Source organism: Acinetobacter sp. 40AMC3-4 (assembly GCF_049898185.1).
Classification (GTDB): domain Bacteria; phylum Pseudomonadota; class Gammaproteobacteria; order Pseudomonadales; family Moraxellaceae; genus Acinetobacter.
The window spans coordinates 93,336-120,161 of record NZ_JAFCXG010000002.1; the positions used below are offsets into that span (position 1 = coordinate 93,336).

The window sequence follows — 26,826 nt, forward strand, 5'->3', positions numbered from 1 at the left end:
TTTTTCCTTAATCTTTTAATCCACGGCGTAAACCTATTAATCCGAGTAAAATCAGTAGTCCACCACCCCCCCATGAGCCGCCTGAAGTTTTGACTGCTTTGTCTTCCATTTCATTTTTTGGCTCCTGAACAATTTGAGTAGTAATAGTCAAATAAGGTTTACTTTTATTAAACCGTGTAGATGAGGTCACCACTTGTAGTTCGAAAATATCTGCTCCATGCCAGGTAGAATCGGGGGTATAAACGACATTGCCATGAATATCGATGATTGTTTTACCCTTGGAAGCTGTTTTGGTTTGTACCACTTTCAAACAGCCATCTTGCCAAGGCTCCCCCGTCGGATTCTGACCAACAATGGCATTACACTGTTCTTTTGGAATTAAATCACTATCTCCCAGATAAGATTCAATTGAAAACTTGGCAATTTCACCCTTTAACAGATCTTGTCCCACCAGACTGCCTGAGATTGGTATCGTGATTTCAACAGCACCACGATCACAAAACAGATTATCCATCAAACGGTTGATCCCGCTCTGATCTGCCGCTTCACATGCTACCGTTGGATTTGCTAAACTCAATCCTGTGCCTCTATTCACAATCGGTGATTCACTCACAAGGATATAGTTCAACAAAATTCGTGGGCGCATATAACCGAGAAATTGTCCTTTAGGAACGCTATATGGACAAAGTATGGCATTATTATTTTCTTGTAGGGTCTGACAAATACCTTCACTTTTATCTGAGGATTCAGCAAAAAGTCGTGTACCACTCCAGAACTGGTTCGGCGCGACGGCATCCCCTACACCACACGAGGCTGTCAGCAGATTATTTTGCGACACAGACTTATCACCAGTGATAATTTGGCAATCCTGTGTACCATTTCTTAAAATAATACTATTCGCTACATAAGCTCTTCCATACGGTGCATGGATATTTAAAGCAGTATTTTCATTGTCAACTATGGTGAGATTATTCAATCCCATCCCGTCCAGGACATTAATAAATACACCCTTATTTTTTAATATCGTACTACTTAATACCTCCCCACTAATACCTTGATCTTTACTGGAGTCAGCAAACTGTCCCGCGCTATAAATATTGGTCGCGGAATTATCCAGTGTCTGATTATTTTTAAGTACACTTTGATAAATGAGGAAAGCAGGTAGCTCGCTATACAGGATCCCGCCTCGTTGGGCTTTATTATTTTCGATCAGACTATTTTTAATTTGTGCACGGCTTGTTAAGTTCTGACCAAACTTGCCAGCATTATAAATTGCCCCACCCAAGTTGGCAGCAGCATTAAATAGACGGTTATATTCTAGAATTAGCTGACCTTTATTATAAATTAGGCCACCTTGTTCAGCACAACTGGTTTTACCACAGCCTTCAAGATCCAGTTCTTTCAAATTTAACTGAACCAATGTATCTGTACTGTTGATCCGGAAAAGGTTATCAGTACCTTTCATTTGAATATGAGCATTATGCAAGCCTAATGCTTTTTCATCCGTACTGAATTCGCCATCACTTTCTGCGACCGCACGGATGGTAAGAGATTTTTTAATCGCGATATGCTGGTTCAACACATAGGTATTTTTTTCTTTTAAAATAATGGTACTGGATGAGTTCTCCCCACCACACCCCATAAAACCTGATTTAGCTAAACCACGGTTAACATACTCAACAGCTTCTCGAAGTGAACATTCCTTGTCATCTTTTTCAATATCTTCTGTAGTGGTTACAATAATATCTGCACTATACGACTGCCCCGCTATACATAGCAAAGCTATGCCTATGCTCTTCTTGAGCATAACCTTCTCCTTAATTTTTATTTCTTTCTTTTTCTTCTAAAGTTGCAGAATCCTTGCAACAGCGAATTATTTTGCCTTACTGTGTCATAGACTGAGTAATTACTCAAGAATTTTTATATTTTACCGATATTCGTCAATCAAGGCATATATCTGCCGCAGATTAGCATTGCTGACTTTCAATTTTTCCCCTTTAAGCAATTGAATAATCTGCTCTAATCTTTGAAGCAGCACTGAAGTTTGATGCGGCCCATGGCTTAGTAAATAGTCAAAGATTTGAGGGTCTAAATGGATCCCACGACGATCGAGCACCGAGGAAACCAGCGCATAGCGATCAGCATACAAACTGCCACTCGGAACACGAGTACTGACCGCCTGCGTGAGACGGGATTGTAAATCTGGCAATTCAAGTTTGAGTTCGATAGGTGCAAAACGTGATGAAAACACCAACTGCCCACCACCTTCATTATTATAATTAATCAAGTGAAAGACTGCGCGTTGCCAATGGGGTACGCCGCTAATTGCTTCAATATCATCGAGTGCTACCAGATCAAAACGATCCAGAGAGGTAATCGCCTCAGTGGGTGCATCTAAAAGCTCAAGCAAAGATGCCTGAATTGCAGATTTGCCCACTTCCAGATAAGAGTCACAGATGGCAGATAATAAATGACTTTTACCTGTACCGGCTCCACCATAGACATAAAATTGGTTGATCAGGCCTGCATGTAATTGACGGACAGCATCAATGACATGCCCCCAACCCGGCCCTGAAAAATCACTGATTCGGGCATCGAGCTGAGGTTCTATATCTAACTGCAATTGACGCATACGATTTTTTGGCCTTATGAGTCTTTACGATGTGGATCATGAATTTTACTTGAGTTCTCCTCTGCTTGCAGCGGTTTTTTCTGTGGCTTTTTCATTTCAATATCAACATCTAAGTCTGCTGTTTCAATATTGATTGAACCGGTAGATGCATCTTGTATGATAACAGCCTGATCACCATAAAATGGCGTATGTTCATAATACTCACGGATATGCCGCAGTAGTACTACAATCACGGCAGCCACCGGCAAGGCAATCAGCATGCCTAGAAATCCGGCCAGTTGTGCACCCGCCAGAACTGCAAACACTACCGCTACAGGAGAAAGACCGATTTTATCACCTAGCAAGAACGGTTGCAGAATATAACCTTCGACTGCCTGCCCCACCATAAAGACAATCCCGACCAATACCAGTTGCCACCAGTCGATTCCAAATTGGAAAAAGGTTGCAATGACTGCGGCAATAATTCCAACCGCAAAACCAAGATACGGAATGATACTGCACAATCCGGCAATCATCCCGATGATCAAGCCAATCTCTAGGCCAATCAGTTGCAGTCCCACTGCATAGACTACGCCTAGCAGAACCATGACCAGGAACTGACCTTTGACAAAGGCACCTAAAACACTATGACATTCACTCACAATAGTTAAGGTTGTTTTTTCATAAGGACGGGGAATCAGGCGGCGTAAGCTGTCCAGCATACGATCCCAATCCAGCAAGAAATAAAAGGCAATAATCGGAATCAGGACAATCGTGCCACCAATCTGGATAAAATTCAGACCAGATTGTGCCAGTTTCAGCAGCATTGCCTGAATACTGTCAGCACTATAATTGGTCTGGACATAGTCCATCACCACGGAGGAAATCTGATCGGTATCAATCTCCATCGGGACCAGATTAAAGCTATCGGAAAGCCAAGGTAGAAACGTGTAATTGATCCAGTGAATCCCGGCCGGAATGCTATCACGCGCATACATCAGCTGCTGCCAGACCAGTGGCACCAGATACCACATCACCAAGGTGACCACGACCCCAATCCCGATAAATACGATACTGATCGAGAGCCATCGAGCCAGCCCAATGCGGTGCAAAACATCGACCAGTGGGCTAAATAAATAAGCAATTAGAAAAGCTGCCACAAAAGGAACCACAACTGGTTTAAGCAGATATAAAACCCAAAGTATCAATGCTATACCAGCAAGTATAAGAATGCGCCGTAAAGTACGATCGACCATAGAATCTTGCCTTTTCTCTATTAATCATTCTAAAAATTAAAATATTTTAATAAAGATAGCATTTTAGGCCACAAATACCATAAGAGTTTTACATATTCAGGTTATAATCGCACCCGCGAATGCGGAGACTTCATTATGAGCAACTCAACTTCTACCCCAAACACTGGTTTAAGCTACAAAGATGCAGGTGTCGACATTGAGGCGGGCGACGCGTTAGTCGATCGTATCAAATCTGTCGCTAAGCGTACCTCACGTCCCGAAGTTATGGGCGGTCTAGGTGGCTTTGGTGCACTTTGTAAAATTCCTAAAGGTTATGAAGAACCTGTTCTCGTATCTGGCACAGATGGTGTTGGTACAAAATTACGTCTGGCACTGAATTTGAACCGTCATGACACAATTGGTCAAGACCTGGTTGCAATGTGCGTGAATGACCTTCTTGTCTGTGGTGCTGAACCACTGTTCTTCCTTGATTATTATGCAACTGGTCACTTAAATGTTGATGTTGCTGCAAATGTAGTCACTGGTATTGGCGCTGGTTGTGAACTTGCTGGCTGTGCATTAGTTGGCGGTGAAACTGCTGAAATGCCAGGCATGTATGAAGGCGAAGATTACGATCTTGCAGGTTTCTGTGTCGGTGTTGTTGAGCAAAGTAAAATTATTGATGGCTCTAAAGTCAAAGCGGGTGACGTTTTAATTGGTGTAGCTTCTTCAGGTGCGCACTCAAACGGCTACTCACTGCTTCGTAAAATCCTGGACGTGAAAAACGTTGACCTGAATCAAATCGTCGATGGCCGCCCACTTGCAGATGTTGCAATGGAACCAACACGCATTTATGTAAAACCAATTCTTGAACTGTTAAAACACGTTGATGTCCATGCGATGGCACACATCACCGGTGGTGGTTTACCAGGTAACTTGCCTCGCGTACTTCCAAACGGCGCTCAAGCGCTTGTGAATGAATCTTCTTGGGAATGGCCTGAGCTATTCAAACTTCTACAACGCGAAGGTGGTGTAGAACAGTTTGAAATGTACCGTACTTTCAACTGTGGTGTCGGCATGGTCGTTGTGGTTGATGCAGCAGATGCAGACAAAACTGTTGAATTACTTAACCAGCTTGGCGAAAAAGCATGGGCAATGGGTCAGATTCAAGACAATGCTGAATCGGTTGCAGGTGCAGACGAAAAAATTCGTGTGATCTTCGCGTAATTTCGCATGATTAAAATTGCTGTACTTGTTTCAGGTAGCGGATCAAATCTGCAAGCCTTGATGGATGCCAATCTTTCAGGGCAAATTGTGGGCGTAATTTCCAATAAACCTGAAGCCTTTGCTTTAACGCGTGCACAACAGGCAGACATTCAGACTGCAGTTATTGAACACAAGCAATATCCGAATCGTGAAGCTTTTGATGATGTCATGCATCAACAGCTTTCGGACTGGGATGTAGATCTGGTGGTACTTGCCGGCTTTATGCGAATTTTAAGTGAAAAGTTTGTGAAAGCCTGGGAAGGCAAAATGTTGAACATTCATCCTTCCCTATTGCCTTATTATAAAGGCATGCATACGCATCAGCGTGTACTCAATACCGGTGATGTTCTGCATGGCTGTACAGTGCATTATGTTACGGCTGAGCTGGATGCAGGGCAAGCGCTTGCTCAAGGTGTTCTCAAGGTTTCTCACCACGATACGGTAGAAAGCTTGGCAACACGTGTGCATACCCTCGAACATGTGATCTATCCACAAGTTGTAGAATGGATTTGTAGCGGAACGATTCAACATACTGAAGATGGTGTGCTGTATCGAAATGAGAAAATGCAAGCGCCTGTTCAATTCTGCAAGTTTTAAAAAAGTTTAGAAATAAAAAACGCATCCTCGGATGCGTTTTTTTATTTCCAATACATTCGATGACTCAGGCAGACTGTTGCTGAATCAATTGCTTTACCAAGCTCGCGACTTGATCAGGTTGTTCCAATGGGAACATATGCCCGCCATCGACTACGGTAAAAGGAATACCAAACTTCTTTTGCACTTGCTGCGGGAACTTGCGGGCCAGAAATGGACCTTTCTCGGCAACGACCAAATGCACAGGAATTTTTGGTTTTGCCTGAGGCAACCACCATAGCGATGGATTGGTTCTAAAGACTGCCACCTCATCCATTTTAGGAATAGTGAGTTCTACCCCGCCTCGGATGGGATCCTCTTGCAAGGCATAATCAATATAAGCTTGGAAGCAATCTGCATCAAAATCCTGATAAAAACCTTTAGGGCGCAGCAATTCAGCGGCTTGTTCACGTGAATCCCAATGGTCACGACGGCGTTTGGACAGACCGGCTGGAGACATTTTATCCAAAGCTTTTAAGCGCAAAGTCTTGGCAATATGCAAGGCAAAGGCTTCTTTGCCCATAATCATCGGCGGGTCCAGCATGATCATTTGTGAAAATAGTTCCGGACGCTGCAAAGCCGCTTGCAGAGTTAACACGGACCCCAAAGAATGCCCCAGACCAATGACAGGTCGCCCATGTGACTGGCGCACAATACTGTCAATCACTTGCTGGGTCAGGCTTTTCCAGTGGTTATCAACCGGATAACGTTTATCCGGCCCCAAAAGCGGCACATAGATAATATCGTAATCATCTTGCAATCCATCAAACAGCTTTTGATAGACTTTGGATGGCACGCCATTGGCGTGCGCGAAATGAATCAATGGTTTCATTGCAGTGTTGTACTATTTTCTGACTGAAGCTTCTGTGCAACCGAAGAAGCAATTCCATCCCCAATCGATGAACCCATACGACCCAAGACTGATTCAAATGGACTATATTCAATGGTGTAATTCAACGCTTTTTCAGTTTTCAGTTCACGTTTCAAAGTATTTAAGCTACCGATACGATCCGCAATTCCTAATTTCACCGCCTGATCACCGGTCCAGAACAAGCCAGAGAAAATAGCAGGATCATTGGATTTCAATTTATTGCCACGTCCTTGTTTAACTGCATTAATAAAGTGACCATGCACATTATCCAGCACACCCTGTACGTGGGCTTTTTGCGCAGGATCAACCGGCTGAGTCATAGACAGCAAAGCTTTATTTTCACCTGAAGTCATGGTGCGATCTTCAACACCTAATTTTTGCAATAGATTAGTCACACCATAATTCGGCATGATCACCCCAATTGAACCGACCAAGCTCGATGGATTGACAATAATTTCATCCGCAGCTGAAGCAATATAATAAGCACCTGAAGCACCAGTATCGCCAATCACGGCATACAATTTTTTCCCAGAATGCTGTTTTTTCAGATACTGAATTTCTTGCCAGATTTCATCGGACTGTACCGGTGAACCGCCAGGTGAGTTGATATTCAGCACCACTGCTTTACTTTGTTTATTTTCAAAGGCTTTTTTCAATGATTTGATGGTATTGCTACTGTTGACGCTCTGCTTGTCGGCTGCAATCGTACCCACAATATCCACGACTGCGATATGCGAACCCGCAGCAGCGCTAGCATCTGAAGAAACTGAACTACAGCTTTTGCCTAATGCCAAAATGACAACAAGCAGATAAGCAAAAGTCAGAAATTTAAAGAAAATTCCCCAACGGCGTGCACGGCGCTGTTCTTCTACCGAAGCTAAAACTGCTTTTTCAAGCAATTTCCATTCCGGACCAGTCGGTTGAACTGGCTGTTGCGTATTTTGTATTTGATTTTCAGGTTTTGGTGGCCAATCGGACATAAATAATCCAATAAATTGATTTATATTGAATCCATTATATACACTGAATCGGGTAATTCTGTCTAAACAAAACGTTTTCGCCTATAATAAATTTTGTTCTCTTTTTTTGTACTTAGACGAAATCAATGACGAAACAGGGCTCACGGAATTCAGCTTACGGATTACTCAAATACATTAGCCGCCAACCGCTTCCGGTTTCTCGCTGGATGGCCCGTATTCTGGCCTTTATTGTGAACAGTTTTAAAGTCACTAAAACTTCGGAAGTCATTCGTCTCAACCTTGAAATCAGTCTTTCAGAACTGTCTAATCAGGAACGTGAACAGATTAACCGTGCTGCGGTTCGCAATGAATTAATGTCATATTTCGAGTTCTTTACTATTTGGGGCTCAAGCAATCAGAAAAATCTTAAACGCGTTCATCGCGTTATTGGCGAAGATCTACTTCATGATGCCATTGCACAAAATAAAGGCCTCGTGTTAATCGTGCCGCATTTTGGTACCTGGGAAATTATGAATGCCTATATTGCCCAGTTCACTTCAATGACCATTATGTATAAACCTGTGAAAAATCAGGCTGCAGATCAATTTGTACGGGCTGCCCGTAGCCGGGAACAGGCGCATCTGGTACCGACTGATGAATCGGGCGTCCGTCAGATTTTTAAGGCCTTAAAACAAGGCGGCACTACGGTCATCCTGCCGGATCATACCCCGAATATCGGTGGTGAATATATTCCCTATTTCGGCGTGCCTTTGGCCACGAGTAATTTGAGTGCTAAACTGATTCAAAAGACCAAAGCGCGTGCCCTGTTTTTATATGCCTTGCGTAATACTGATGATGGATTCGATATCTTTATCGAAACGGTTGATGAAAAAATTTATAGTGGCAATGCCAATCAAGGCACGCAAGTCATTATCAATAGTATTGAAAATTTAATTCGTCGCCATCCGGAACATTATCACTGGAGTTATAAACGTTTTAATGCGCATCAAGACTTAGGAAATCTCTATAAACTTGAACATGAACAAGCTCTGAACAAAGTAAATGCGTTGAGAACACAAGAACTACATGAAGTTTCGCCCATATTGGAATCAGTCACTTAAAGGCTGACGATACAACCACTGCCATCCATGTCGTTCGGCAGAAAGCACCAGTTTTGAGCCTTGTTGCTGGAAGTGCACACTCCCCTGTTCTGCCGTGGTCAATAATGGAATATTAAGAGCTTTTAACCGTTGCTGCGTCAGTTGGCTCGGGTGGCCATAACGGTTAAATTTCCCAGCCGAGGCAATCGCCAGTTTAGGCTGCAAAACTTCTAAAAATTGATAGGCTGAACTGTGCTGACTGCCATGATGGCCGAGTACCAGCACATCGACCTGAAGTTCGGGATAGTCTTGGAGCAGCTGATATTCAGTCTCCCAGCCCGCATCGCCCATCAGTAAAAAGTTTTGATACGGTCCGGCATTTTTGATTTGCAGATATACCACACAAGAGCGGTCATTTTTATTGAAGTTTGGCATATTTAACTGCTGCTGCCGAGGTGCCAGAATTTTAAAGTTAATCGTCTCAGACCATTGCCATTGCTGTCCTGCATAACAAAACTGAAAGCTTGAAGAAGCAGCTGTTTCAGGCATCTGATTGGATGACACTTGTCGGATGTTTAGTTGATCTTTAATGCTGTGATATGCACCGCTATGGTCCTGATCCAGATGGGTCAAAATCAGTTGATCCAGTTCCCCAACACCTTGCACAGATAGAAACGGCCTAATCACTTGTCGACCAATACTGAATTTTTCTTCATTATAATAACCACCCATGTCGATCATCATGCTCTTTTGCCCTTCCCGAATGAAGATGGCCTGTCCCTGCCCGACATCCAGAACAGACAGCTGAAATGCATGCTGATTAAGTTGAGGAATGCACAGTGGTACACAGGCAAGTGCTGTCCAGCTTTTGGGCACTAAGCCACGCGGTAAAAAGACAATTAATAAGCCCAAAATACATAGAGCAATCATCCAGACATTCATGGCCACAGGAATCAGTTGCGGTGCAAACAGCCGATCAAGCAGATTCAAAAATGCCAGCAGTATATGAATAAAAATATCATTGAGCTGAAACAGCAGACTCGAAAGTGGTTCAGAAATGAAAAATAATAAAGCCGCCAGAATATCTACGGGAACTATTAGCAGGCCAATCCACGGGATGGCTACTAGGTTGCTTAGCGGGGTAATCCAAGCCACCTGCTTAAAAAACAGCATCATTAAGGGAAACAGGGCCAGAAAAATTTTCCACTGCGACTCCACTAAAACTTTCATTGCAAAATACAGCCATTGTAATGCTGTTTGTATTGTTTGATGCGGTTGCTGCTGAATGGTTTGATAGATTCGCAGCAAGACAAAACAGGCTCCATAAGACAGCCAGAATGCGGCCGATAAAATACTAAAAGAGTCAAACAACAACAATAAGGCAGCACTTAAAATCAACAGTTTTAATGGCTGCACACTTTGCCTGAGCAACAGCGTAAAAGTCACAATCACACAAATCAGTAAAGTGCGTAACGCCGGAATTTCAAAACCGACGAAGGCACAATACAGCAGTACACATAATAAAAAAGGCAGACTCAAAAAATACTGCCTTGGCCATTTCAGATAAATCTGCGGTGTGTACCTTGAAATCAGATATTGCAACGTACCACAGACAATAAAGGCAAAGATCAGGACATGCGGTCCGGAAATCGCCAGTAAATGACTCATGCCAAAACGCTGGAATTTCTGCTCAGTTGCTTGATCCAAAAAACTTTCATCACCGCTTAATAAAGCCAGTAACAAGCCTTTCTGCTGTACCGGCTGTCTGGTCACAAACTCTCTTAAAGCCAGTCGCTGTTGCTCTACCCAAAGCAAAAATCGCTGATCCAACTTTTGTTGCTGGCGTAGATATTTGCCATGACCTAGTGCATAGAGTTGTTGCGGTTGCAACTCCTGAATGCTTTTGATCCGGAAACCGGCCATAACATTTTGCTGCAATGCCCACTTTTCTGCATCAAAAGCACCCGGTGTGGCATAACTATGGTTAGGTCTAATCTGGCCTTGTAATAAATAATAGTGTTCCAGTTCAAGAGTCTGCTGTTTGGTTTCATCATTTACTAAACTGGATGTGACAGGATCTGAAACTGGCAGAAAACCCATCCATTTGACTGTAGTGCCATCAGGGTTAAGCACATGCAGGGCTTGCTGGATATTCTGATCGCCCAGTTTATTCAGCTCTTTGATATAGACCACGATTTCTTTTTCAGAGACCGCGTGCTCTCGTTTGGATAAACGTTCAGCCAATTGCAGATTGGCATAAGCATGACCTAAAAATAGTCCCAAAAGCAGGCTTGATCCAGTGATCAACAAGCTTCGCAGTGGTGTATTCAAGATGAGCTTTAATTTATGGCAACACAGATACCACAACAGCGCAACGATCAAAACTGCCGTTCCGCTCAGTTGAACAGACAGGAAACTTTTCCCCATACACGCAAGGCCTAAAATCCAGCCAATACATAGCCACTGCAACATTGAATCTTATTCTGTCTTGTTATTATTTTGCCCAATAATAAAGCCCACCGGAGTGAGCTTCAATCAAATGCGAATATTCTCGTTATTTATGGTTCAATCCAGAGACCATCCTGCATATGTAAAATCCGATCTGCTGCATGGGCTAGCTGTTCATCATGCGTCACAATCAGCATCGCCATATTGAACTCACGTTGCAATTCGGTCAGCAGTTCAAAAATCTTTGCTGCAGTCTTGCGGTCTAGATTTCCGGTCGGTTCATCGGCCATCATCAGTTTAGGTTTACCGACCACTGCACGCGCCAAAGCTACACGCTGACGCTCACCTCCGGATAATTCACCCGGCTTGTGAGTCAGACGATGCGAAAGCCCAACACGTTCCAGCAAATATTCGGCCTGCTGTTTGGCTTCCTTAAACTTCATGTTGTCGCGTAACATCAGCGGCATGGCCACATTTTCCAGTGCCGTAAATTCTGGCAACAGGTGATGAAACTGATAAACAAAGCCCAAATGCTCATTCCGCACATAACCGCGTTCTGCTTCAGACAAGGTATCAAAACGGCGGCCATTCACCATGACCTGACCTGACGTCGGGCGATCCAATCCACCCAAAACATGTAATAAGGTACTTTTGCCTGAACCACTTGAACCTACAATCGAAACAAACTCACCTGCTTTTACCTGTAGCGACAAGCCGCGAATCACATCGACAGTGGCCTTGCCATCGGTAAAGGATTTGTGAATATTCTGGGCATCTAAAATCAGATTACTCATAACGCAAAGCCTCTGCCGGTTGAATTTTTGCTGCACGTAAAGCCGGATAAATTGTCGCGACAAAACTGAGTGCCAGTGACAAGCCTACAATCACCAAGACATCCTGCCAGCGCAGATACGAAGGTAAGTAGTTAATAAAATAGGCATCAAACATATTCAGGCCTAAAGTATTGTTGAGCCAGCCAATAAAGCTACTGATACTGGTTGCCGCAATAATCCCGAGGATGGCCCCTGCACAAGTTCCAATCACCCCAATCACGGTACCTTGCACCATAAAGATTTTGGTAATGGTGGCAGGTGAAGCCCCCAAAGTTCTTAAAATGGCAATGTCCGATTTTTTATCCGTCACCACCATCACCAGTGAAGACACAATATTAAATGCCGCCACCAGCACGATCAGGAATAAAAGCAGGCTGACCATGGCTTTTTCCATCTGAATCGCGCTGAACAGATTACCATGGGTATAAGTCCAGTCCGAAGCATAGAAATTCCCCGGCAAATCACGCACAATTTCCTGAGACACTTGTGGTGCCAGGAAAATATCATCCAGCTTCATACGCACACCCTGCGCACCATCCGGTAGACGCAGCAAGGTCGAGGCATCATTTAAAGCGATATAACCCATCATCGAGTCAACTTCAGCACCAATACTGAAGATTCCCACCACTTTAAAACGCTTGAAACGCGGGACGACACCAGCTGGTGATGGGGTGGCTTCTGGCAAAACCAGAGTAATATTGTCATTTAAACCCACACCCATGGCATCGGTCATTTGCTTGCCCAAAACAATACCAAATTCACCTTTTTTCAGGCTGTCGATACTGCCCTCAACCATATGGTTTTGTATAATTGAAACTTTTTTCTCATACTCGGGTTCAATCCCGCTGACCATAATGCCGGCGACCTGACCCTGTGCGGTCAGCATGCCTTGTAATTGAGTAAAAGGTGCGACTCCCTGAACATGCTCATGCCCTTCAATTTGCTTTGCAAGTTCTGGCCAATTTGTTAAAATTTGTGTTGAGGAAACAGTCGCTTGAGGTATCATTCCTAAGACACGATTCTTTAACTCTCGGTCAAAACCATTCATCACAGACAACACTGTAATGAGGACTGCCACACCGAGTGTGAGGCCGATCATTGAGACCAACGCGATAAAAGAAATGAAGTGGTTACTACGCCGTGCGCGAGTATATTTCAACCCTATATACAGCGAGATTGGTTTGAACATAACCATCTAGTCCGAGGTAATAAATTATGGAAAATGTACAGCATCCAAACGGATTTACGGAAAGACGCGTCATGTCTCGAATCGATGCTGCCTTACGAATTAATTATCAGATTATTTCCGATGATGTTGCCTTGAATGATCCTTACGATCCTAACTTCGTCTTGCCCCGCTATTTTCTACTACTTGCAGAACTAGATCAATTTGATCATGCGGTTAACTACGAATTAGAACAATTATCTGAAAAAGATCAACAAATTGCTCGAATCTTATCCTTATTTAATCAAAAGTTAAACCTTATTACCGGTTCTTTGTATGACGCAATTGTACAAAGCATGTTACCTGTACCAGAGCAAGTGAACTTTTCAGAAACCGGTTTTAGTTTCTTTAATGAGCGCCCTATCGCTGAAGGCACCTATCTGCACGTGACTTTGAGTCATCCGGAAAATTTCTTCCATATTGCAGCAACCGCTCAGGTGGCCTACAGTCGCGAAGAAGAAAATGGCAAATATCGGACTGGTGCATATTTTATTACCATGCATCCCCAAGACCGTGTCAAACTGGGTGAATGCGTCAAGGCTCACTTTGTTTAAATTACTGCTTTAGTCAGTGCTGCTGGGTGATGAAAGGCGAGCGTTATAGCTCGCTTTAATTTCTCTGGAAAAATATAACAACAAACCAGCCAGTAAGATAACGACACCGAAGACAGCCCCACCCGATAATTTTTCATCATTCAGAATCACCCCGACAAATAAGGCCAGCATCGGCGTCAATACGGTGGTCAATGACAAAGTGGTCGCCTTGATTTTCTGCACCAGTTTAAAATAACAGAACATCGCAATCAGGGAAGCCATGATTACAGCATAACTGAGTCCAATCAGCGATTTAGCCTGCGGAATCTGGGTCGGTGCAAATTGCCAGATAAACGGTAACATGGCACAGGCCATGACCGCTGAGACGGCAATAGAACCGGCCGCTTGCGCCATGGGTTCTAAAGGTGCATTGACTTTTTTCACCCAGAACATCGAAACGCAGTAAATAAAAACACTGAGCAACATCAGGCCTATCCCGATCGGCTGAATATGCTGATCTTTGCCACCCACACAGATAATGCCCAGACCCAGCAAGGCAATCGCCATACCACCCCACTGCGAAGGATAGAGCTTAAGCTGAAATACAAAACGGCCAATTAAACCGGTAATAATCGGCGCCAGTCCGAACATCAGGGCAATAATGCCTGAACTCAGATAATCCGTGGCCAGATAAGTGAAAATCTGTGAGCCGATAAAACTGCATGCGCCAGCCAGGTAACTGTGCATGGATAATTTATCTAAGGGAAAACGGGTTTTAAATAGCCACAACAAGGCAAATGCAAAAGGCAAAGCCAAAAAGAAACGCAATGCCAAAGCCCAGAGCGGATGCAAATCCGTCACACTCCAGACAATCGCCAGCGGTGTCGTCGCCCAGATAAAAACCAATAAAAGATAGGTGGCAATCATATTGGTTTGTGTGGGCATGCGAGTCACTCTGAATAAGGCTTAAAGCGCGGAAGTTTTACGTTTTTGTTTTTGGATGGTCTGATCGAGTGCGCTGGAAAATTCGCGTTTATCCCGTTCTGAAATCGGTGGCGGACCGCCCGTTTGCACGCCCGCTCCGCGTAAGCTGTCCATAAAATCGCGCAGATGTAAGCGCGCTTTGACATTGGCCGTAGTATAAATTTCACCACGGGGATGAATCGCAATTCCGCCTTTTTCAATCACTTCCGCAGCCAAGGGAATATCTTGGGTCATGACAATATCATGCTCTTTCATGCGCAGAATAATCTCTTTATCCGCAGCATCCGCCCCACTCATCACCTGAATTGAATTAATTCTGATCGAAGGAGTTATTCCGACTGGTTGGTTGGCAACAAAAGTGACTTCTAGCTGATAGCGATCCGAAGCACGAATAATCACATCTCGCAGAATACGGGGCAATGCATCGGCATCGACCCAAAGTTTGAATGGCAACACAGGGCTTCCCATTAAGGTATAAATCATGGTTATTCTAGCAAATTGCAGTGATCAGGTTGATGATTAAATCGCTCCATTTTCATTGCATCTGTCATCAATATTTTAAAAAGTATGTGCCCGGTAAAACTGGCATGATTCACGCGAGAAAAAAATTGACTTCATTTGACTGGCATTTTAATTTTAAAATTCATTCGATTGACTTGAAAAATCGCAATGACCCTCGATTAACTATAAATACATCATCCAAGATCAATTGTGCATATGAAAAATCAGAATAGCCCAGAGATCATCACCATTGATGATCAAAATTTCGGTAGTCATGTCGAACATTGGACCTTGCTCACCGACAACCCTGGCACAGATGTTCCACAGTGGTTAGGCAAAGCTCTTGATGAACCAATCATGCCGATGGGCCTTTGTACACAAGAATGTGATATGGATGCAGAGACCTGGCTGATTCAGGGACCGAGCAAAGCTGCGGTACAGTTGAGTCAAGTGATTGCCGTTGAAAACAACAAACCTCAAGCGGTAAAAACTGCATTTCCGTGCTTTGACAGTCCTTATCAGGTGAAAGCCACGATTGACCGGATTATTAGCTGTAAATCCAATACTCAGGCTGTATTGCGCTTGAATCTGGGTGCTAACAATATTATTTACGCTTTCGATAGCCTGTATAGCGTCAATCACCCGCATTATGAAAAAGACCAGTCCTATGTGGTGAATCTGAATGGCTGGGCCTATGAACTTGAAGCGGTCGCAGATCATGAGCATCTGGTGGTTGATGATCCGGCTTCGATCAAGCACCACCGTGCCTTGAATGATATTCTGGCTGCCAATAATGGGGTAGCTCCGGACAATTTGCAGGAACAGATTGATGCTTGGCAGCCGCAGTCTGAAGAAGATAAAGAACCTGTAACCGTAGATTTTTCTAAAATGGTGGCCTATTTATACGGCGAAACCATGGGTCAGGAAGATGAAGCCTGGTTTCAAGGCAATATTGTCGGTAAAACGACTATGCAGTTTATGGGTCAGGACTACACTCTGTATGATGTCACCCTCATTCATGATGAAGGCCAGCCTGCGACCTTGATCCGGATTGCAACGCGGAATGACCAGTTCAAAAACTTCCAGATTGGCCAGTATATTCGTGGCAACTTGTGGATTCAGGCCAATATTTATAGAAAAGTGTCTTAAGTTCAAACATATAAAGAAGATATTCATTTTGATGGGTATCTTCTTTTAATCCATCTATATTCTTATTTGTCATTTTAATTTTTGATTATTTTTTATACATATTTTCTGGCTTAATAATCTATTTAAATTCATTAAAAACCGAGTTATCCACATTTTTAAATTCAAATAACTTCATTTTAAATATTTAAAATAACCTTAAAAATCTTGTAAAAATAAGCGTTTGATTTCTCATATAAATAATCTGTTGTCGTGCAAATCTAATATTTAAATAAAATGAAAATTTATGCTCTTTAATCAAAAATGTACTTTATTTAATCAATTTTTTATGATAAAAATACTCACAATAAATTAGTATTAACGATAAATAGATCGGACAATAAATATCTATGAAAATCGTGCAAGAAGAAACATTACAACAGGTCGAGCATCATCTTAGCTCCCGCTATAATATTGATATGATGTCCTGCCTTTTTTTCATGTTGGGGATGCTGATCTGCGGATTCATCCTGCATACTTTTATTTTCTAAAATTATTGCATTCATAAAAAAACCCAGCCTGTGCTGGGTTTTTTCGTTTCAGGAATTAACCATTGCGTTTGGCAAAGTCATCCATAAAGTTCACCAATGCCTGCACACCCTCTAAAGGCACGGCATTATAAATACTTGCGCGCATACCGCCAACCGAACGGTGACCAGCAAGATTCAATAAATGCTGCGCTTCGGCTTCTTTCAGGAACTGTTTCTCAAGATCTGCATTGGCCAAGGTAAATGGTACGTTCATGATCGAACGGTTTGCTTTTGCGATTGGATTCGCATAAAAATCGCTTTGATCGATATAACCATAAAGCAGGTTGGCTTTCTCAAGGTTCACTTTGTGCATGGCATCTACGCCGCCATTTTCCAGTAACCACTCGAATACCAGACCAGATAAGTACCATGCATAAGTGGATGGTGTGTTGACCATTGAGCCATTTTTCGCTTGATCTGAATATTTCAAGATGCTTGGAATTTCTGGTTTGGCTTGATCGAGTAAATCTTCACGAATGATCACCAGCGTTAAGCCAGCAGGCCCGATATTCTTTTGCGCACCGGCATAGATCAAACCAAATTTAGAAACGTCTAATGGTGCAGATAAAATACTAGATGAATAGTCGCACACTAATGGCTTGTCTGTTTCAGGAATTGAAGAAAATTGCAGACCGCCAATAGTTTCATTATCCGCATAATGCACATAAGCTGCATCATCAGAAAGATTCCATTCGCTTTGTGCACTGATCGCATATTTGCCATCAATTTGGATACCTGCTTTTACAACATTGATATCGCCATAACGTTGCGCTTCTTTCAAGGCTTTTTCAGACCAGATGCCGGTATCGATATAGTCTGCTTTGTTGTTTTTGCCAAGCAAGTTCAATGGAATTGCCGAGAATTGTAGTGATGCCCCACCCTGCAAGAACAATACTTTGTAGTTCTCAGGAATATTCATGAGTTTGCGCAAGTCTGCTTCCGCTTTTTCAGCCATGGCAACATAGTCGGCACTACGGTGGCTCATTTCCATGATCGAAAGACCTTTGCCATGCCAGTCGAGCATTTCAGCTTGAGCTTTTTCAAGTACGGCAGTCGGTAATGCAGCAGGACCAGCACAGAAGTTGTACGCGCGCATGATTTTTCCTTTCAGAGTGAAACACAATCAAATGATGGCATTTAACCATATCTGGCAGGGTCTTGCACAAAATTATTTCAATCTATGAGTCAAGATAGAGTCAAAAAATCAATGTAGATTCACAAGATAAATTGACCAGTATTTTAGCCTGCTGTTTTTATCATCTTTGCACTAACAATTGAAAATATTCAAAATTAAGCTATTTTTTAATTTTAGATATTCCATCAAAAATAGCCAATAAGTATTTGAAATACAGATGTAAAAGAAACAATACTATAACTTTACACTAGTTCTATCTGCATACCTTTGATTTATACTAGCCGGATAACATTACCGGCTTTAAATCAGTTTAGCGACTTTATGAACTTAAAGAAAAATAAAAGACAGCTTGTCTGGGGTTTAAATCTGCTTGCATCGATGATGTATGGCAGCTTTGCTCATGCACAGAGCATCAGCTTTCAGGACGCTGAACGTCAGTTGTTGCAAAACTCTTATAGCAGCCAAGCCTATCAAAGTCTGGAGCAGGCCTCAAAACTTGAAGCTGAAGCAGTGAAAGGTATAGGTCTGCCACGAGTCGACCTGAATGTTCGTGCGTATGCCTTTCATAATGAACTCGATCTGCCTTTGGGTGCATTAAAAAATAATTTAGAGCAATCCTTAACGGATGGTGTAAATAATAGAATTGATGAACTGAACTTAGGTGATCTGGCTGACCCGCTAAAAAATAGTCTAAGACAACCTATTCAAAATGGGGTGGGCTTAATTCCTGATAGTGCGAATGTCGTGCTGGATGATCAGGTGATTCGCCCAACGGTTTCAGTTATGATGCCGCTTTATACCGGTGGACTGACAAGCAGCGCCAAAGAAATCGCCAATATTCAGGTCGGTCGTAGTCAGCTCAGCAACAAACAGCAGCAAGACACGCAGCGTTTTGAACTGATTCAAAGTTATTTTAATGTACAACTCCAAAAGCAACTGCATGCAGCAGCACTATTTAACCTGAATGCCATGCAACAGCATTATCGCAATGCCTTAAAGATAGAACAGCAAGGTTTTATCAGTAAAGGCCAGCGCATGCAGTTTGAAGTGGCACGTAATAATGCCGAACGCAGCCAGCAAAACACGCAAGCCAATTTGAATGCTGCCCTTTTCCATCTGAATAATCTGCTTCAAGAAAGTAGCATCACTGAGCTTTCAACGCCTTTATTTGTCAATAAAACCGAGCCACAGGCCTTAAATCATCTGCTGAAAACCTTTAGTCAGAACTCTGCGCTGATTCAAAAAATGCAGCTGGATACCCAATTGGCTCAAGCCAATGTCAAAGCCCAGCAAGCGGCAAAAAAACCGAATGTTTTTGCTTTTGGTGAATATAGTCTGGATCAAAATGAAAACTGGATTGTCGGGGTGGCTGCCCGTTATAACTTATTTTCCGGAATTGATAAAAATAAAAATATTCAGGCTGCCGAACTCAAACGCTCTGCTACAGAACTGCTTACTGCACGCACCCAGCAGGAAATTGAAAATCTGATTTATAAATCTTATAGCGAAGCACTCAGTGCACAGCAAAGTGATGCGCTTCTGGCACAAAACTTGAAAGCCGCACAGGAAAATTTACGCATCCAAGAATTGTCTTTTAAAGAAGATATGGGCACCGCCACACAGGTCATCGATGCACAAAATATGCTGAGCGGATTACGAGCTGAAACTGCCTTGAATGCCTACAAATATGTGATGTCACTGGCCACCCTATTACAAAGCCATGGCTCGATTGCAGAATTTCCGAACTACATCCAACATACCAACACCCACTATATTCGCTAATGGAGCCGAACATGAACGAAGATCAAAAACCCAATGATCCTGTGAATGAAGCGGCTTCATCCAGCGATACAGAAAAATCGCATGCGCAACAGGTAGAAACAAAAACTGAAATAGAAAACAACGCGACGACTTCGACCGAGCATGAACAAGCTCCTGAAATCGCTAAAAAGAAAAAATATTTATTGCTCGCCCTGATTCCAGTTCTGCTGGCAGTCATCGCATTTGGATTATGGAAAAGCTACCAACCGGCTCCGCTGGAATTGCAGGGTCGTGTAGAAGCTGAAACGGTTCAGGTGGCGACCAAAGTGCCAAGCCGTATTGAAGAAATCTATGTAGAAGAAGGTCAGCGGGTCAAAAAAGGCGATGTGCTGGTGCGCTTAAACAGCCCGGAAATTCAGGCCAAAAAACAGCAAGCCGTAGCGGCTTTACAATCTGCATTGGCTTTACAATCGACTGCTGAACGTGGCTCGCAGGAAGAAAATATCGCTAGCCTGTATGCCAACTGGCAATCGCTGAAAGCACAGCAAAATTTAGCCAAAGTTTCTTATGAGCGTGGTGCAAATTTATTTAAGGAAGGTGTGATTTCACGCCAGCGCCGTGATGAATTGTATGCAGCCAGTCAATCAGCGGCGCAAATGACAGAAGCGGCGTATCAGCAATATGCACGTGCCAAACGTGGCAGCACCTCGCAGCAAAAGAGTTCTGCCGATGCACAGGTAGATATTGCTCAGGCTGCGCTAGATGAAGCCAATGCTTTAGAAGCAGAAACCCAATTAGTTGCACCTGTAAACGGAACGGTGTCTAAAACCTATGGCAAAGTCTCAGAGCTGGTAGCCACCGCAGTCCCTGTAGTCAGTCTGATTGAAGATCAAATGTGGGTGAGCCTGAATATTCGTGAAGATCAATATGCCCCATTTCAGAAAATGAGCAGTATTGAAGGTTATATTCCCGCCCTAGATAAAACCGCCACTTTTAAAATCAAGCAGATCAGTGCTGAAGGTGAATTTGCCACCATTAAGACCACACGCCAAACCGGCGGTTATGATGTGCGAAGTTTTAAGCTGCATCTTGTGCCCACACCAGCGATTCCTGAACTGAAAGTTGGGATGAGCGTGTTATTTAAACTGAAAGAGACCCGATAATGTGGACGGGTATATGGCGCGAACTGCGCTATCTGCTCCGCGAAAAATGGGATCTGTGTCTGGTCACGCTCGCACCTGCACTGGTGATTATTTTATTCAGCAGCATGTTTGCTCAAGGGAAACCGGATCATTTACCGATTGCGATTATTGATCAAGACCAGAGTGCGCTGAGTCAAAGCATTTATCAGCATGTGGCGCTGAATCATACTCTTAAAATTGCTACGGTGTCGGAACAAACAGCTGAAATTGAGCGCCTGTTAAATCAAAATAAAATTTGGGGTTATATCCATATTCCAAGCGGTGCCGAGCAACGTCTGGTTCGTGCCCAGGATGCTGACATCAGTATTGCCTTTAACCAGAGTTATTTCAGTATCGGAAATACCATTTCCTCTGCCATGCTGGTCAGTACCCTGCAAGCACTGGCTGAATTTAGCGGACAGCAATATCTGGGCAACCGGCTGCCTTCTCTCGAAGCACCGTCACCGCATATCAAAATATCGCCGCTGTATAATCCGCAGCTGAATTATGAATTCTATCTGGAACCCTATGTCATCCCGGCAATTCTGCATTTACTGCTGTGTTGTTGTGTGGCATTTTCCGTCGGTCAGGAACTGAAGCGACAGACCTTAATAAGCTGGATTAGCAACTCATCCATCTGGATGGCATTACTGTCTAAGAACCTGGTCTATGTGGCTATTTTTAGTGTGTGGACTTGGGCCTGGATGTTCTGGCTGATTGAAATTCGCGGCTGGTTTGTTGCCGGCTCGCTCGCTCTGATTCTATCGGCACAATTTCTGCTATATAGCGCCTATGCATTTTTAAGCAGTGCAGTGGTTCTGGCGACCAAAGATTTAAGTAAATCTTTTGGCATCATTGCGGTCTATGGCGGTTCATCTTTAAGTTTTGCCGGTGTGACTTTACCTTTAAATAATGCGCCCCTATTCACCCAGTTTTGGTCCAATATTATTCCGTTCACGCCCTATGCCAAATTACAAACTGAACAATGGGTGATTGGTAGTCCATTGCATATTTCACTGCAAGCTGGATTAATGCTGCTGATCTATGCCCTAGTCTACGCTCTGCTGGCTTATCTGTTTCTTAAAAAAATCGCCAAAGGAGCAACACCATGAAATCCCTTTGGTTTTACTATCTACAAAGCTTCAAAGATATCGTCAGTCACGGCACGATCTTTACCACGCTGATTCTATCCGTCTTGTTTTACAGCTTTTTTTATCCAACCGCTTATCAGGCGCAGCAGGCTGAAGCCTTACCTATTATTATTGTCGATGAAGAACAAAGTAACTTAAGCACCCGTATTATTGGTCAGGTGGCACAAAGCCCCAATGTGGAAATTCAGGCAATTACCGGCAATTTTTCCGAGGCCAAACAATGGGTGGAATCTCAAAAAGCTGATGGCATTTTACTGCTGCCGGAGAATTTATCGCAAAGCTTAAGGCATGGTGAAACAGGTGGCATTGGACTGTATGTAAGTACAGCCAACTTTTTAGTGACCAAACAAATTGGTCTGGGCTTAGCCACATCAGTTGAGCAAACTTTGGCAGATTATGTTGAACGCTTTGGCGAGATCTCGGATTTTTCACCTGCTATTTCAGTGCATCAAATTCCTTTATTTAATCCGCTGTCCGGCTATGGCAGTTATGTCTTTCCTGCGGTTGCACCCTTAATTATCCACCAAACCATTCTTTTGGGTTTGAGTATGCTGATTTTAGTATATCGGGAAAGAAAAGTAGAATTAAATACAAATGCGTTGATTGGAATGTGTTTAGCGGTCTTCACCATTGGCTGTCTGGGATGTTTCTATTTATTCGGCTTTAGCTTCTGGCTATTTGATTATCCGCGCGGTGGCAACCTGTTCGGGATGCTACTGGCTGTTCCGGTTTTTATCTACACGATAATTGGCATGACCTGCCTATTTGCCAGTTTTCTGGATCTGCCAGAACGTGCGGGTCATGTGATTGTATTCACCTCCATTCCACTGTTCTTTTTATCTGGTGCGGCCTGGCCACATGCTGCCATGCCCATCTGGATGCAAGTCGTTGGCGAAATCCTGCCCTCTACCCAAATTGTGCAGATGTTTATTCAACTCAATCAAATGGGTGTGCCTACAACACTGGTCTTACCTAAACTGCTCTATCTTGGAATGATCGGCAGCATGTGCTTTTTCTTGGCTTATCGACGTTTAATTTCTGGTCATCAAAGCAGATAGAACATTATAGCAATGCTCCTATTCCACTTATTTATTCGACTCGCCAAAGACCTGAATATTGAAATTACGAATCTTGTTGCTACCATTCGGCTTGTCAAAACTCACATCATACTGAACCAGATTCTCCGGATAGGCAATTTCATAGCTAACCTTATATTGTCCAGGCTGATTGGTTGCTTCTTCAATCTCTTTGGTCATTAAAGTCTTAGACTTGTATTCACCTTGAGGAATTGAACGTGAAAAGCGTTTCATCAGCTTTTCATTATCCTTAAACTGGGTTTGCAACTGCGGTTCTAACTGATCCAGAAATTCCTCATATTTCCCGTCACGCAAATCCTCATAGGCTAGCTGTGCCGCCTTTTCCTGTTCAGGACTCGGATTCGGAATATTGTCCATTGAATTACAGCCACTCAATGCAACCGCTGCTGCTAACAACATTAATTTGGTTTTCATCGCTTACCCTTATGCGGTCAAGGTTTATAAAAAAGGACGCCGAAGCGCCCTTTTTATCAGTAAAAAACTTATTCTTCTACTGAATTTTCACCATCTTTTTCAACTTGCTCAGTTTCAGCTGCTGAATCTGTTTCTGCCACTAAAGCGTCTTCGCTTTCAATCGCTTCAACAAACTCATCTTCTTCAACAGCTTCGATTGAAACCACACCGACCAGCAATTCCTCATTACCTAAGCGGATCAGACGAACACCCTGTGCGTTACGACCAGTTTGCGCCACTTCAGATGCACGGGTACGAACCAGCGTACCGCCATCTGAAATCAGCATCAGTTCTTTAGACGCATCAATGGCAACAGCGCCCACCAATTGACCATTACGTTCAGAGGTCTTGATCGCAATCACGCCCTTACCGCCACGTTTCTTGGTCGGGAAGTCGTCTACTGGAGTACGTTTACCATAACCATTTTCAGATGCACACAGTACTTCGCCAGTTTCAGGTACAACCACCAGTGATACGATTCGGCTAATCAATGCTGAATCTGAACCATCTTCGTCATCAGACTCGATCTCAGTTTCGTCATTTTCTTCTAGCTGTGCAGCTGCACCAATGGTCACGCGCATACCGCGTACACCTTTGGCAGAACGCCCCATTGAACGTACATCCGTCTCTGCGAAGCGAATGGCTTTACCTTCATTCGAGAACAACATGATTTGCTGTTCACCGTCAGTAATCGCTACACCGATGAGGGTATCATCGCCATTCAGCTCAATCGCACGTAAACCGTTTGAACGAACATTCGAGAACTGTTCAAGCTCTACACGTTTAATCGTACCGTATTCAGTCGCCATAAACACATAGAAGTTTTTACGTACCGCTTCAGCCTGCTGAGCAAAGTCATTGATGATGTCATCATCAAGATCTGTTGCAGAAAGCTCCAAGCCCAACTGTTTCAATTGAATACGCAATGCATCAGAAATATCATCTGCACCATCTTCAGATTCTGTCAGCGCTGCTTCAAGCTCGGCAAAATGAGCATTGATCACTTCATTGCTTTGCAACTGCGCTGCATTGGCTTTTACAAATGCCTTGAAGTCAGCCAGACGTTCTTTGAATTTCTTCGGCGCATCAATCACAGGCAAGATTGCGGTAATGGTCTCGTTTTCATCCAGTGGCAGCAAGTTCACCATTGGGCGACCTTTGGCACCACGTGAGGCTTGCGGCACTTCATAGACTTTCAGACGGTAGACCTTACCAACGTTGGTAAAGCAAAGTACCGTCGCATGACTTGACGTCACAATCAGATGTTGAATGTAATCATCTTCTTTCATGCTGGTCGCAGACTTACCACGGCCACCACGACGCTGTGCAGCGTAATCAGACAATGGTTGAGTTTTCGCATAACCTGATTTCGATACCGTCAGAACCATTTGCTCTTCAGGAATCAGATCTTCACGAGAGAAATCGATACGTGACTCGACAATCGACGTTTTACGCGCATCGCCATACTGCTGAAGAATCAAGGCCAGCTCTTCACGAATGACATTCATCAACAGATTAAAGTCATTCAAAATTGCAGTCAGTTCAGCAATTTGTGACAGGATTTCACTATATTCAGCATGTAACTTGTCTTGTTCCAGACCAGTTAAACGATGCAAGCGAAGTTCCATAATTGCATTCACCTGGGTTGGTGACAGACGATAAATCTCGCCATCCAAACCAAACGGGCGACTTGGGTCTTCACCTTCAATCTCATCTGGGCGTACAGAAACTGAACCGGCTTTTTCCAGCAAGGCCAAAACACCGCCACCAGCCCACTCACCTGCCTGCAAACGCTCACGCGCTTCAGCCGGATTCGCAGAACTCTTGATGGTTTCGATGATGGCATCAATATTCGCCAGGGCAACGGTTAAACCTTCCAAGATATGACCACGTTCACGCGCTTTGCGTAATTCGAACATAGTACGACGCGTGACCACTTCCTGACGGTGACGGATAAACGCGGCAATGATGTCTTTCAGGTTCATCAATTTTGGTTGGCCATTGTCCAGACAAACCATGTTGATGCTGAAAGAGTTTTCAAGTTGCGTGTTCTGGAACAGGTTGTTCACGATCACTTCAGCGTTTTCACCGCGCTTCAGGTCAATCGCGATACGCATACCGTCTTTGTCAGACTCGTCACGAAGCTCTGAAATACCTTCCAGTTTTTTCTCTTTAACCAGTTCAGCAATACGCTCAATGGTTTTTGCTTTATTAACCTGATATGGAATTTCAGTGAAGACAATCGTGGTGCGGCCATTCTTCGGATCTTCTTCGAAATGGTATTTACCACGGATATGCAAACGGCCCTTACCGGTACGGTATGCATCGACGATACCTGATTTACCGTAAATGATGCCGCCTGTCGGGAAATCCGGACCAGAAATATGTTCCATCAATCCTTCAATGCTGATTTGAGGATCATTGGCATAGGCCAGACACGCATTCACAACTTCAGTCATGTTATGCGGCGCCATATTGGTCGCCATACCAACTGCAATACCGGTAACACCATTAATCAATAAGTTCGGTACACGGGTTGGCATGACTTGAGGAATACGCTCAGAGCCATCGTAGTTGTCTTCCCACTCGACGGTATCTTTTTCAAGATCCGCTAACAGTTCGTGGGTCAGTTTACGCATACGTACTTCGGTATAACGCATGGCTGCTGCACTATCGCCATCGACCGAACCGAAGTTACCTTGACCATCAACCAATTGGTAACGCAAGCTGAAATCTTGCGCCATACGTACAATGGTTTCGTATACGGCAGAATCACCATGCGGGTGATATTTACCAATCACGTCACCGACTACACGTGCAGACTTTTTATAAGCTTTGTTATAGTCATTGCCTAATTCGTGCATTGCGAAAAGCACACGACGATGAACAGGTTTTAAACCATCTCGTACATCGGGCAATGCACGTGACACAATCACGCTCATCGCATAATCGAGATATGAGCTTTTAAGTTCATCCTCAATGGCAATCGGTCTAATTTCCGATACGCTCATGCATACTCCTTATTCTACAAGCCAATTTTGGCTTGTATTTATATGTCGTAAAACTAGCAAAATCATTAACTCAAACGACTGAGTTAAAAACTAAAATACAGCCCTAAATTATAGCATAAACAC

Annotated in this window: 23 protein-coding genes; 9 read left to right on the forward strand and 14 right to left on the reverse strand. The window is 43.5% G+C overall.

Annotated features, from left to right (window positions below):
• Nucleotides 1-7: 7 nt before the first annotated feature.
• The 3 genes from rbtA to cxpE all read right to left on the reverse strand — a co-directional run bounded on the left by rbtA (nucleotide 8) and on the right by cxpE (nucleotide 3,867).
• Nucleotides 8-1,807 carry a rhombotarget A gene (gene rbtA / locus ACP7BU_RS03145; RefSeq protein ID WP_425878876.1) on the reverse strand — a complete coding sequence of 600 codons (1,800 nt, stop codon included), beginning with the start codon at nucleotides 1,805-1,807 and terminating at the stop codon, nucleotides 8-10.
• 120 nt (nucleotides 1,808-1,927) lie between these two features.
• Nucleotides 1,928-2,632 (reverse strand): DnaA regulatory inactivator Hda, encoded by a 705-nt coding sequence (gene hda / locus ACP7BU_RS03150; RefSeq protein ID WP_425878874.1) that lies wholly within the window; start codon nucleotides 2,630-2,632, stop codon nucleotides 1,928-1,930.
• 14 nt (nucleotides 2,633-2,646) lie between these two features.
• Nucleotides 2,647-3,867 carry a chloramphenicol efflux transporter CxpE gene (gene cxpE, locus ACP7BU_RS03155; RefSeq protein ID WP_425878872.1) on the reverse strand — a complete coding sequence of 407 codons (1,221 nt, stop codon included), beginning with the start codon at nucleotides 3,865-3,867 and terminating at the stop codon, nucleotides 2,647-2,649.
• Nucleotides 3,868-4,002: 135 nt separating this feature from the next.
• On the opposite strand from cxpE, the gene purM reads away from it, so the two are divergent.
• Both purM and purN read left to right on the forward strand, forming a co-directional pair.
• Nucleotides 4,003-5,073, forward strand: coding sequence for a phosphoribosylformylglycinamidine cyclo-ligase (gene purM, locus ACP7BU_RS03160; RefSeq protein ID WP_005247623.1), 1,071 nt, complete (start codon nucleotides 4,003-4,005; stop codon nucleotides 5,071-5,073).
• Between the two features lie 6 nt (nucleotides 5,074-5,079).
• Nucleotides 5,080-5,709 carry a phosphoribosylglycinamide formyltransferase gene (purN, locus tag ACP7BU_RS03165; RefSeq protein WP_425878870.1) on the forward strand — a complete coding sequence of 210 codons (630 nt, stop codon included), beginning with the start codon at nucleotides 5,080-5,082 and terminating at the stop codon, nucleotides 5,707-5,709.
• A 64-nt stretch (nucleotides 5,710-5,773) separates the two neighbouring features.
• Here the strand turns inward: purN and ACP7BU_RS03170 are convergent, their stop codons facing one another.
• Together ACP7BU_RS03170 and sppA are read right to left on the reverse strand one after the other, a co-directional pair.
• Entirely contained in the window at nucleotides 5,774-6,577 is an 804-nt protein-coding gene (locus tag ACP7BU_RS03170) for an alpha/beta hydrolase (RefSeq protein WP_336018509.1), read from the reverse strand.
• On the reverse strand, nucleotides 6,574-7,596 hold the full coding sequence (sppA, locus tag ACP7BU_RS03175; RefSeq protein ID WP_004731760.1) for a signal peptide peptidase SppA: 1,023 nt from the start codon (nucleotides 7,594-7,596) through the stop codon (nucleotides 6,574-6,576). Before sppA ends, ACP7BU_RS03170 begins: the two co-directional genes overlap by 4 nt.
• A gap of 125 nt (nucleotides 7,597-7,721) precedes the next feature.
• Between sppA and ACP7BU_RS03180 the strand changes: the two genes are divergently transcribed.
• Nucleotides 7,722-8,696, forward strand: coding sequence for a lysophospholipid acyltransferase family protein (locus tag ACP7BU_RS03180; RefSeq protein WP_005263498.1), 975 nt, complete (start codon nucleotides 7,722-7,724; stop codon nucleotides 8,694-8,696).
• On the opposite strand, the gene ACP7BU_RS03185 is transcribed toward ACP7BU_RS03180, so the two are convergent.
• From ACP7BU_RS03185 to ACP7BU_RS03195, 3 genes are all read right to left on the reverse strand, one after another.
• Complete coding sequence (locus tag ACP7BU_RS03185) at nucleotides 8,685-11,147, reverse strand: DNA internalization-related competence protein ComEC/Rec2 (protein WP_425878867.1); 2,463 nt, start codon at nucleotides 11,145-11,147, stop codon at nucleotides 8,685-8,687. The genes ACP7BU_RS03180 and ACP7BU_RS03185 overlap by 12 nt on opposite strands.
• A gap of 86 nt (nucleotides 11,148-11,233) precedes the next feature.
• Nucleotides 11,234-11,917, reverse strand: a complete 684-nt coding sequence (gene lolD / locus ACP7BU_RS03190) for a lipoprotein-releasing ABC transporter ATP-binding protein LolD (RefSeq protein ID WP_004645694.1) — start codon at nucleotides 11,915-11,917, stop codon at nucleotides 11,234-11,236.
• Nucleotides 11,910-13,145 (reverse strand): lipoprotein-releasing ABC transporter permease subunit, encoded by a 1,236-nt coding sequence (locus ACP7BU_RS03195; protein ID WP_004645695.1) that lies wholly within the window; start codon nucleotides 13,143-13,145, stop codon nucleotides 11,910-11,912. Before ACP7BU_RS03195 ends, lolD begins: the two co-directional genes overlap by 8 nt.
• Before the next feature lie 26 nt (nucleotides 13,146-13,171).
• On the opposite strand from ACP7BU_RS03195, the gene ACP7BU_RS03200 reads away from it, so the two are divergent.
• The gene (locus ACP7BU_RS03200; RefSeq protein WP_004279140.1) at nucleotides 13,172-13,735 is read left to right on the forward strand and encodes a PilZ domain-containing protein; all 564 of its coding nucleotides are present in this window, start codon (nucleotides 13,172-13,174) and stop codon (nucleotides 13,733-13,735) included.
• A 9-nt stretch (nucleotides 13,736-13,744) separates the two neighbouring features.
• Here the strand turns inward: ACP7BU_RS03200 and ACP7BU_RS03205 are convergent, their stop codons facing one another.
• Nucleotides 13,745-14,659 (reverse strand): DMT family transporter, encoded by a 915-nt coding sequence (locus ACP7BU_RS03205; RefSeq protein ID WP_180181343.1) that lies wholly within the window; start codon nucleotides 14,657-14,659, stop codon nucleotides 13,745-13,747.
• A 21-nt stretch (nucleotides 14,660-14,680) separates the two neighbouring features.
• Complete coding sequence (locus ACP7BU_RS03210; RefSeq protein ID WP_171260766.1) at nucleotides 14,681-15,166, reverse strand: YaiI/YqxD family protein; 486 nt, start codon at nucleotides 15,164-15,166, stop codon at nucleotides 14,681-14,683.
• A gap of 249 nt (nucleotides 15,167-15,415) precedes the next feature.
• Between ACP7BU_RS03210 and ACP7BU_RS03215 the strand changes: the two genes are divergently transcribed.
• On the forward strand, nucleotides 15,416-16,348 hold the full coding sequence (locus ACP7BU_RS03215) for a hypothetical protein (RefSeq protein WP_243475266.1): 933 nt from the start codon (nucleotides 15,416-15,418) through the stop codon (nucleotides 16,346-16,348).
• A 410-nt stretch (nucleotides 16,349-16,758) separates the two neighbouring features.
• Here ACP7BU_RS03215 and ACP7BU_RS03220 read toward each other — a convergent pair whose 3' ends face one another.
• Both ACP7BU_RS03220 and serC read right to left on the reverse strand, forming a co-directional pair.
• Nucleotides 16,759-16,890, reverse strand: a complete 132-nt coding sequence (locus ACP7BU_RS03220) for a hypothetical protein (protein ID WP_257221144.1) — start codon at nucleotides 16,888-16,890, stop codon at nucleotides 16,759-16,761.
• Between the two features lie 40 nt (nucleotides 16,891-16,930).
• Nucleotides 16,931-18,010, reverse strand: a complete 1,080-nt coding sequence (gene serC, locus ACP7BU_RS03225) for a 3-phosphoserine/phosphohydroxythreonine transaminase (protein WP_425878862.1) — start codon at nucleotides 18,008-18,010, stop codon at nucleotides 16,931-16,933.
• A 360-nt stretch (nucleotides 18,011-18,370) separates the two neighbouring features.
• On the opposite strand from serC, the gene ACP7BU_RS03230 reads away from it, so the two are divergent.
• The 4 genes from ACP7BU_RS03230 to ACP7BU_RS03245 are packed head-to-tail and all read left to right on the forward strand — an operon-like array spanning nucleotide 18,371 to nucleotide 23,200.
• Entirely contained in the window at nucleotides 18,371-19,831 is a 1,461-nt protein-coding gene (locus ACP7BU_RS03230) for a TolC family protein (protein ID WP_425878860.1), read from the forward strand.
• Between the two features lie 11 nt (nucleotides 19,832-19,842).
• On the forward strand, nucleotides 19,843-20,973 hold the full coding sequence (locus ACP7BU_RS03235) for an HlyD family secretion protein (RefSeq protein ID WP_425878858.1): 1,131 nt from the start codon (nucleotides 19,843-19,845) through the stop codon (nucleotides 20,971-20,973).
• Nucleotides 20,973-22,103 carry an ABC transporter permease gene (locus ACP7BU_RS03240; RefSeq protein ID WP_114540842.1) on the forward strand — a complete coding sequence of 377 codons (1,131 nt, stop codon included), beginning with the start codon at nucleotides 20,973-20,975 and terminating at the stop codon, nucleotides 22,101-22,103. Before ACP7BU_RS03235 ends, ACP7BU_RS03240 begins: the two co-directional genes overlap by 1 nt.
• Nucleotides 22,100-23,200, forward strand: coding sequence for an ABC transporter permease (locus tag ACP7BU_RS03245; RefSeq protein WP_425878855.1), 1,101 nt, complete (start codon nucleotides 22,100-22,102; stop codon nucleotides 23,198-23,200). The genes ACP7BU_RS03240 and ACP7BU_RS03245 overlap by 4 nt, the downstream gene beginning before the upstream one ends.
• Before the next feature lie 27 nt (nucleotides 23,201-23,227).
• Here the strand turns inward: ACP7BU_RS03245 and ACP7BU_RS03250 are convergent, their stop codons facing one another.
• Nucleotides 23,228-23,653: a DUF3887 domain-containing protein gene (locus tag ACP7BU_RS03250; RefSeq protein WP_138743382.1), complete on the reverse strand. Its 426-nt coding sequence runs from the start codon at nucleotides 23,651-23,653 to the stop codon at nucleotides 23,228-23,230.
• Between the two features lie 68 nt (nucleotides 23,654-23,721).
• Nucleotides 23,722-26,703, reverse strand: coding sequence for a DNA gyrase subunit A (gyrA, locus tag ACP7BU_RS03255; RefSeq protein ID WP_425878853.1), 2,982 nt, complete (start codon nucleotides 26,701-26,703; stop codon nucleotides 23,722-23,724).
• Nucleotides 26,704-26,826: the final 123 nt, after the last annotated feature.

Excerpts from the sequence above, each read along its gene's own strand:
- rbtA (WP_425878876.1), bottom strand. The coding sequence starts at position 1,807 with ATGCTCAAGAAGAGCATAGGCATAGCTTTGCTATGTATAGCGGGGCAG.
- hda (WP_425878874.1), bottom strand. The coding sequence starts at position 2,632 with ATGCGTCAATTGCAGTTAGATATAGAACCTCAGCTCGATGCCCGAATC.
- cxpE (WP_425878872.1), bottom strand. The coding sequence starts at position 3,867 with ATGGTCGATCGTACTTTACGGCGCATTCTTATACTTGCTGGTATAGCA.
- purM (WP_005247623.1), top strand. The coding sequence starts at position 4,003 with ATGAGCAACTCAACTTCTACCCCAAACACTGGTTTAAGCTACAAAGAT.
- purN (WP_425878870.1), top strand. The coding sequence starts at position 5,080 with ATGATTAAAATTGCTGTACTTGTTTCAGGTAGCGGATCAAATCTGCAA.
- ACP7BU_RS03170 (WP_336018509.1), bottom strand. The coding sequence starts at position 6,577 with ATGAAACCATTGATTCATTTCGCGCACGCCAATGGCGTGCCATCCAAA.
- sppA (WP_004731760.1), bottom strand. The coding sequence starts at position 7,596 with ATGTCCGATTGGCCACCAAAACCTGAAAATCAAATACAAAATACGCAA.
- ACP7BU_RS03180 (WP_005263498.1), top strand. The coding sequence starts at position 7,722 with ATGACGAAACAGGGCTCACGGAATTCAGCTTACGGATTACTCAAATAC.
- ACP7BU_RS03185 (WP_425878867.1), bottom strand. The coding sequence starts at position 11,147 with ATGTTGCAGTGGCTATGTATTGGCTGGATTTTAGGCCTTGCGTGTATG.
- lolD (WP_004645694.1), bottom strand. The coding sequence starts at position 11,917 with ATGAGTAATCTGATTTTAGATGCCCAGAATATTCACAAATCCTTTACC.
- ACP7BU_RS03195 (WP_004645695.1), bottom strand. The coding sequence starts at position 13,145 with ATGTTCAAACCAATCTCGCTGTATATAGGGTTGAAATATACTCGCGCA.
- ACP7BU_RS03200 (WP_004279140.1), top strand. The coding sequence starts at position 13,172 with ATGGAAAATGTACAGCATCCAAACGGATTTACGGAAAGACGCGTCATG.
- ACP7BU_RS03205 (WP_180181343.1), bottom strand. The coding sequence starts at position 14,659 with ATGCCCACACAAACCAATATGATTGCCACCTATCTTTTATTGGTTTTT.
- ACP7BU_RS03210 (WP_171260766.1), bottom strand. The coding sequence starts at position 15,166 with ATGGGAAGCCCTGTGTTGCCATTCAAACTTTGGGTCGATGCCGATGCA.
- ACP7BU_RS03215 (WP_243475266.1), top strand. The coding sequence starts at position 15,416 with ATGAAAAATCAGAATAGCCCAGAGATCATCACCATTGATGATCAAAAT.
- ACP7BU_RS03220 (WP_257221144.1), bottom strand. The coding sequence starts at position 16,890 with ATGAATGCAATAATTTTAGAAAATAAAAGTATGCAGGATGAATCCGCA.
- serC (WP_425878862.1), bottom strand. The coding sequence starts at position 18,010 with ATGCGCGCGTACAACTTCTGTGCTGGTCCTGCTGCATTACCGACTGCC.
- ACP7BU_RS03230 (WP_425878860.1), top strand. The coding sequence starts at position 18,371 with ATGAACTTAAAGAAAAATAAAAGACAGCTTGTCTGGGGTTTAAATCTG.
- ACP7BU_RS03235 (WP_425878858.1), top strand. The coding sequence starts at position 19,843 with ATGAACGAAGATCAAAAACCCAATGATCCTGTGAATGAAGCGGCTTCA.
- ACP7BU_RS03240 (WP_114540842.1), top strand. The coding sequence starts at position 20,973 with ATGTGGACGGGTATATGGCGCGAACTGCGCTATCTGCTCCGCGAAAAA.
- ACP7BU_RS03245 (WP_425878855.1), top strand. The coding sequence starts at position 22,100 with ATGAAATCCCTTTGGTTTTACTATCTACAAAGCTTCAAAGATATCGTC.
- ACP7BU_RS03250 (WP_138743382.1), bottom strand. The coding sequence starts at position 23,653 with ATGAAAACCAAATTAATGTTGTTAGCAGCAGCGGTTGCATTGAGTGGC.
- gyrA (WP_425878853.1), bottom strand. The coding sequence starts at position 26,703 with ATGAGCGTATCGGAAATTAGACCGATTGCCATTGAGGATGAACTTAAA.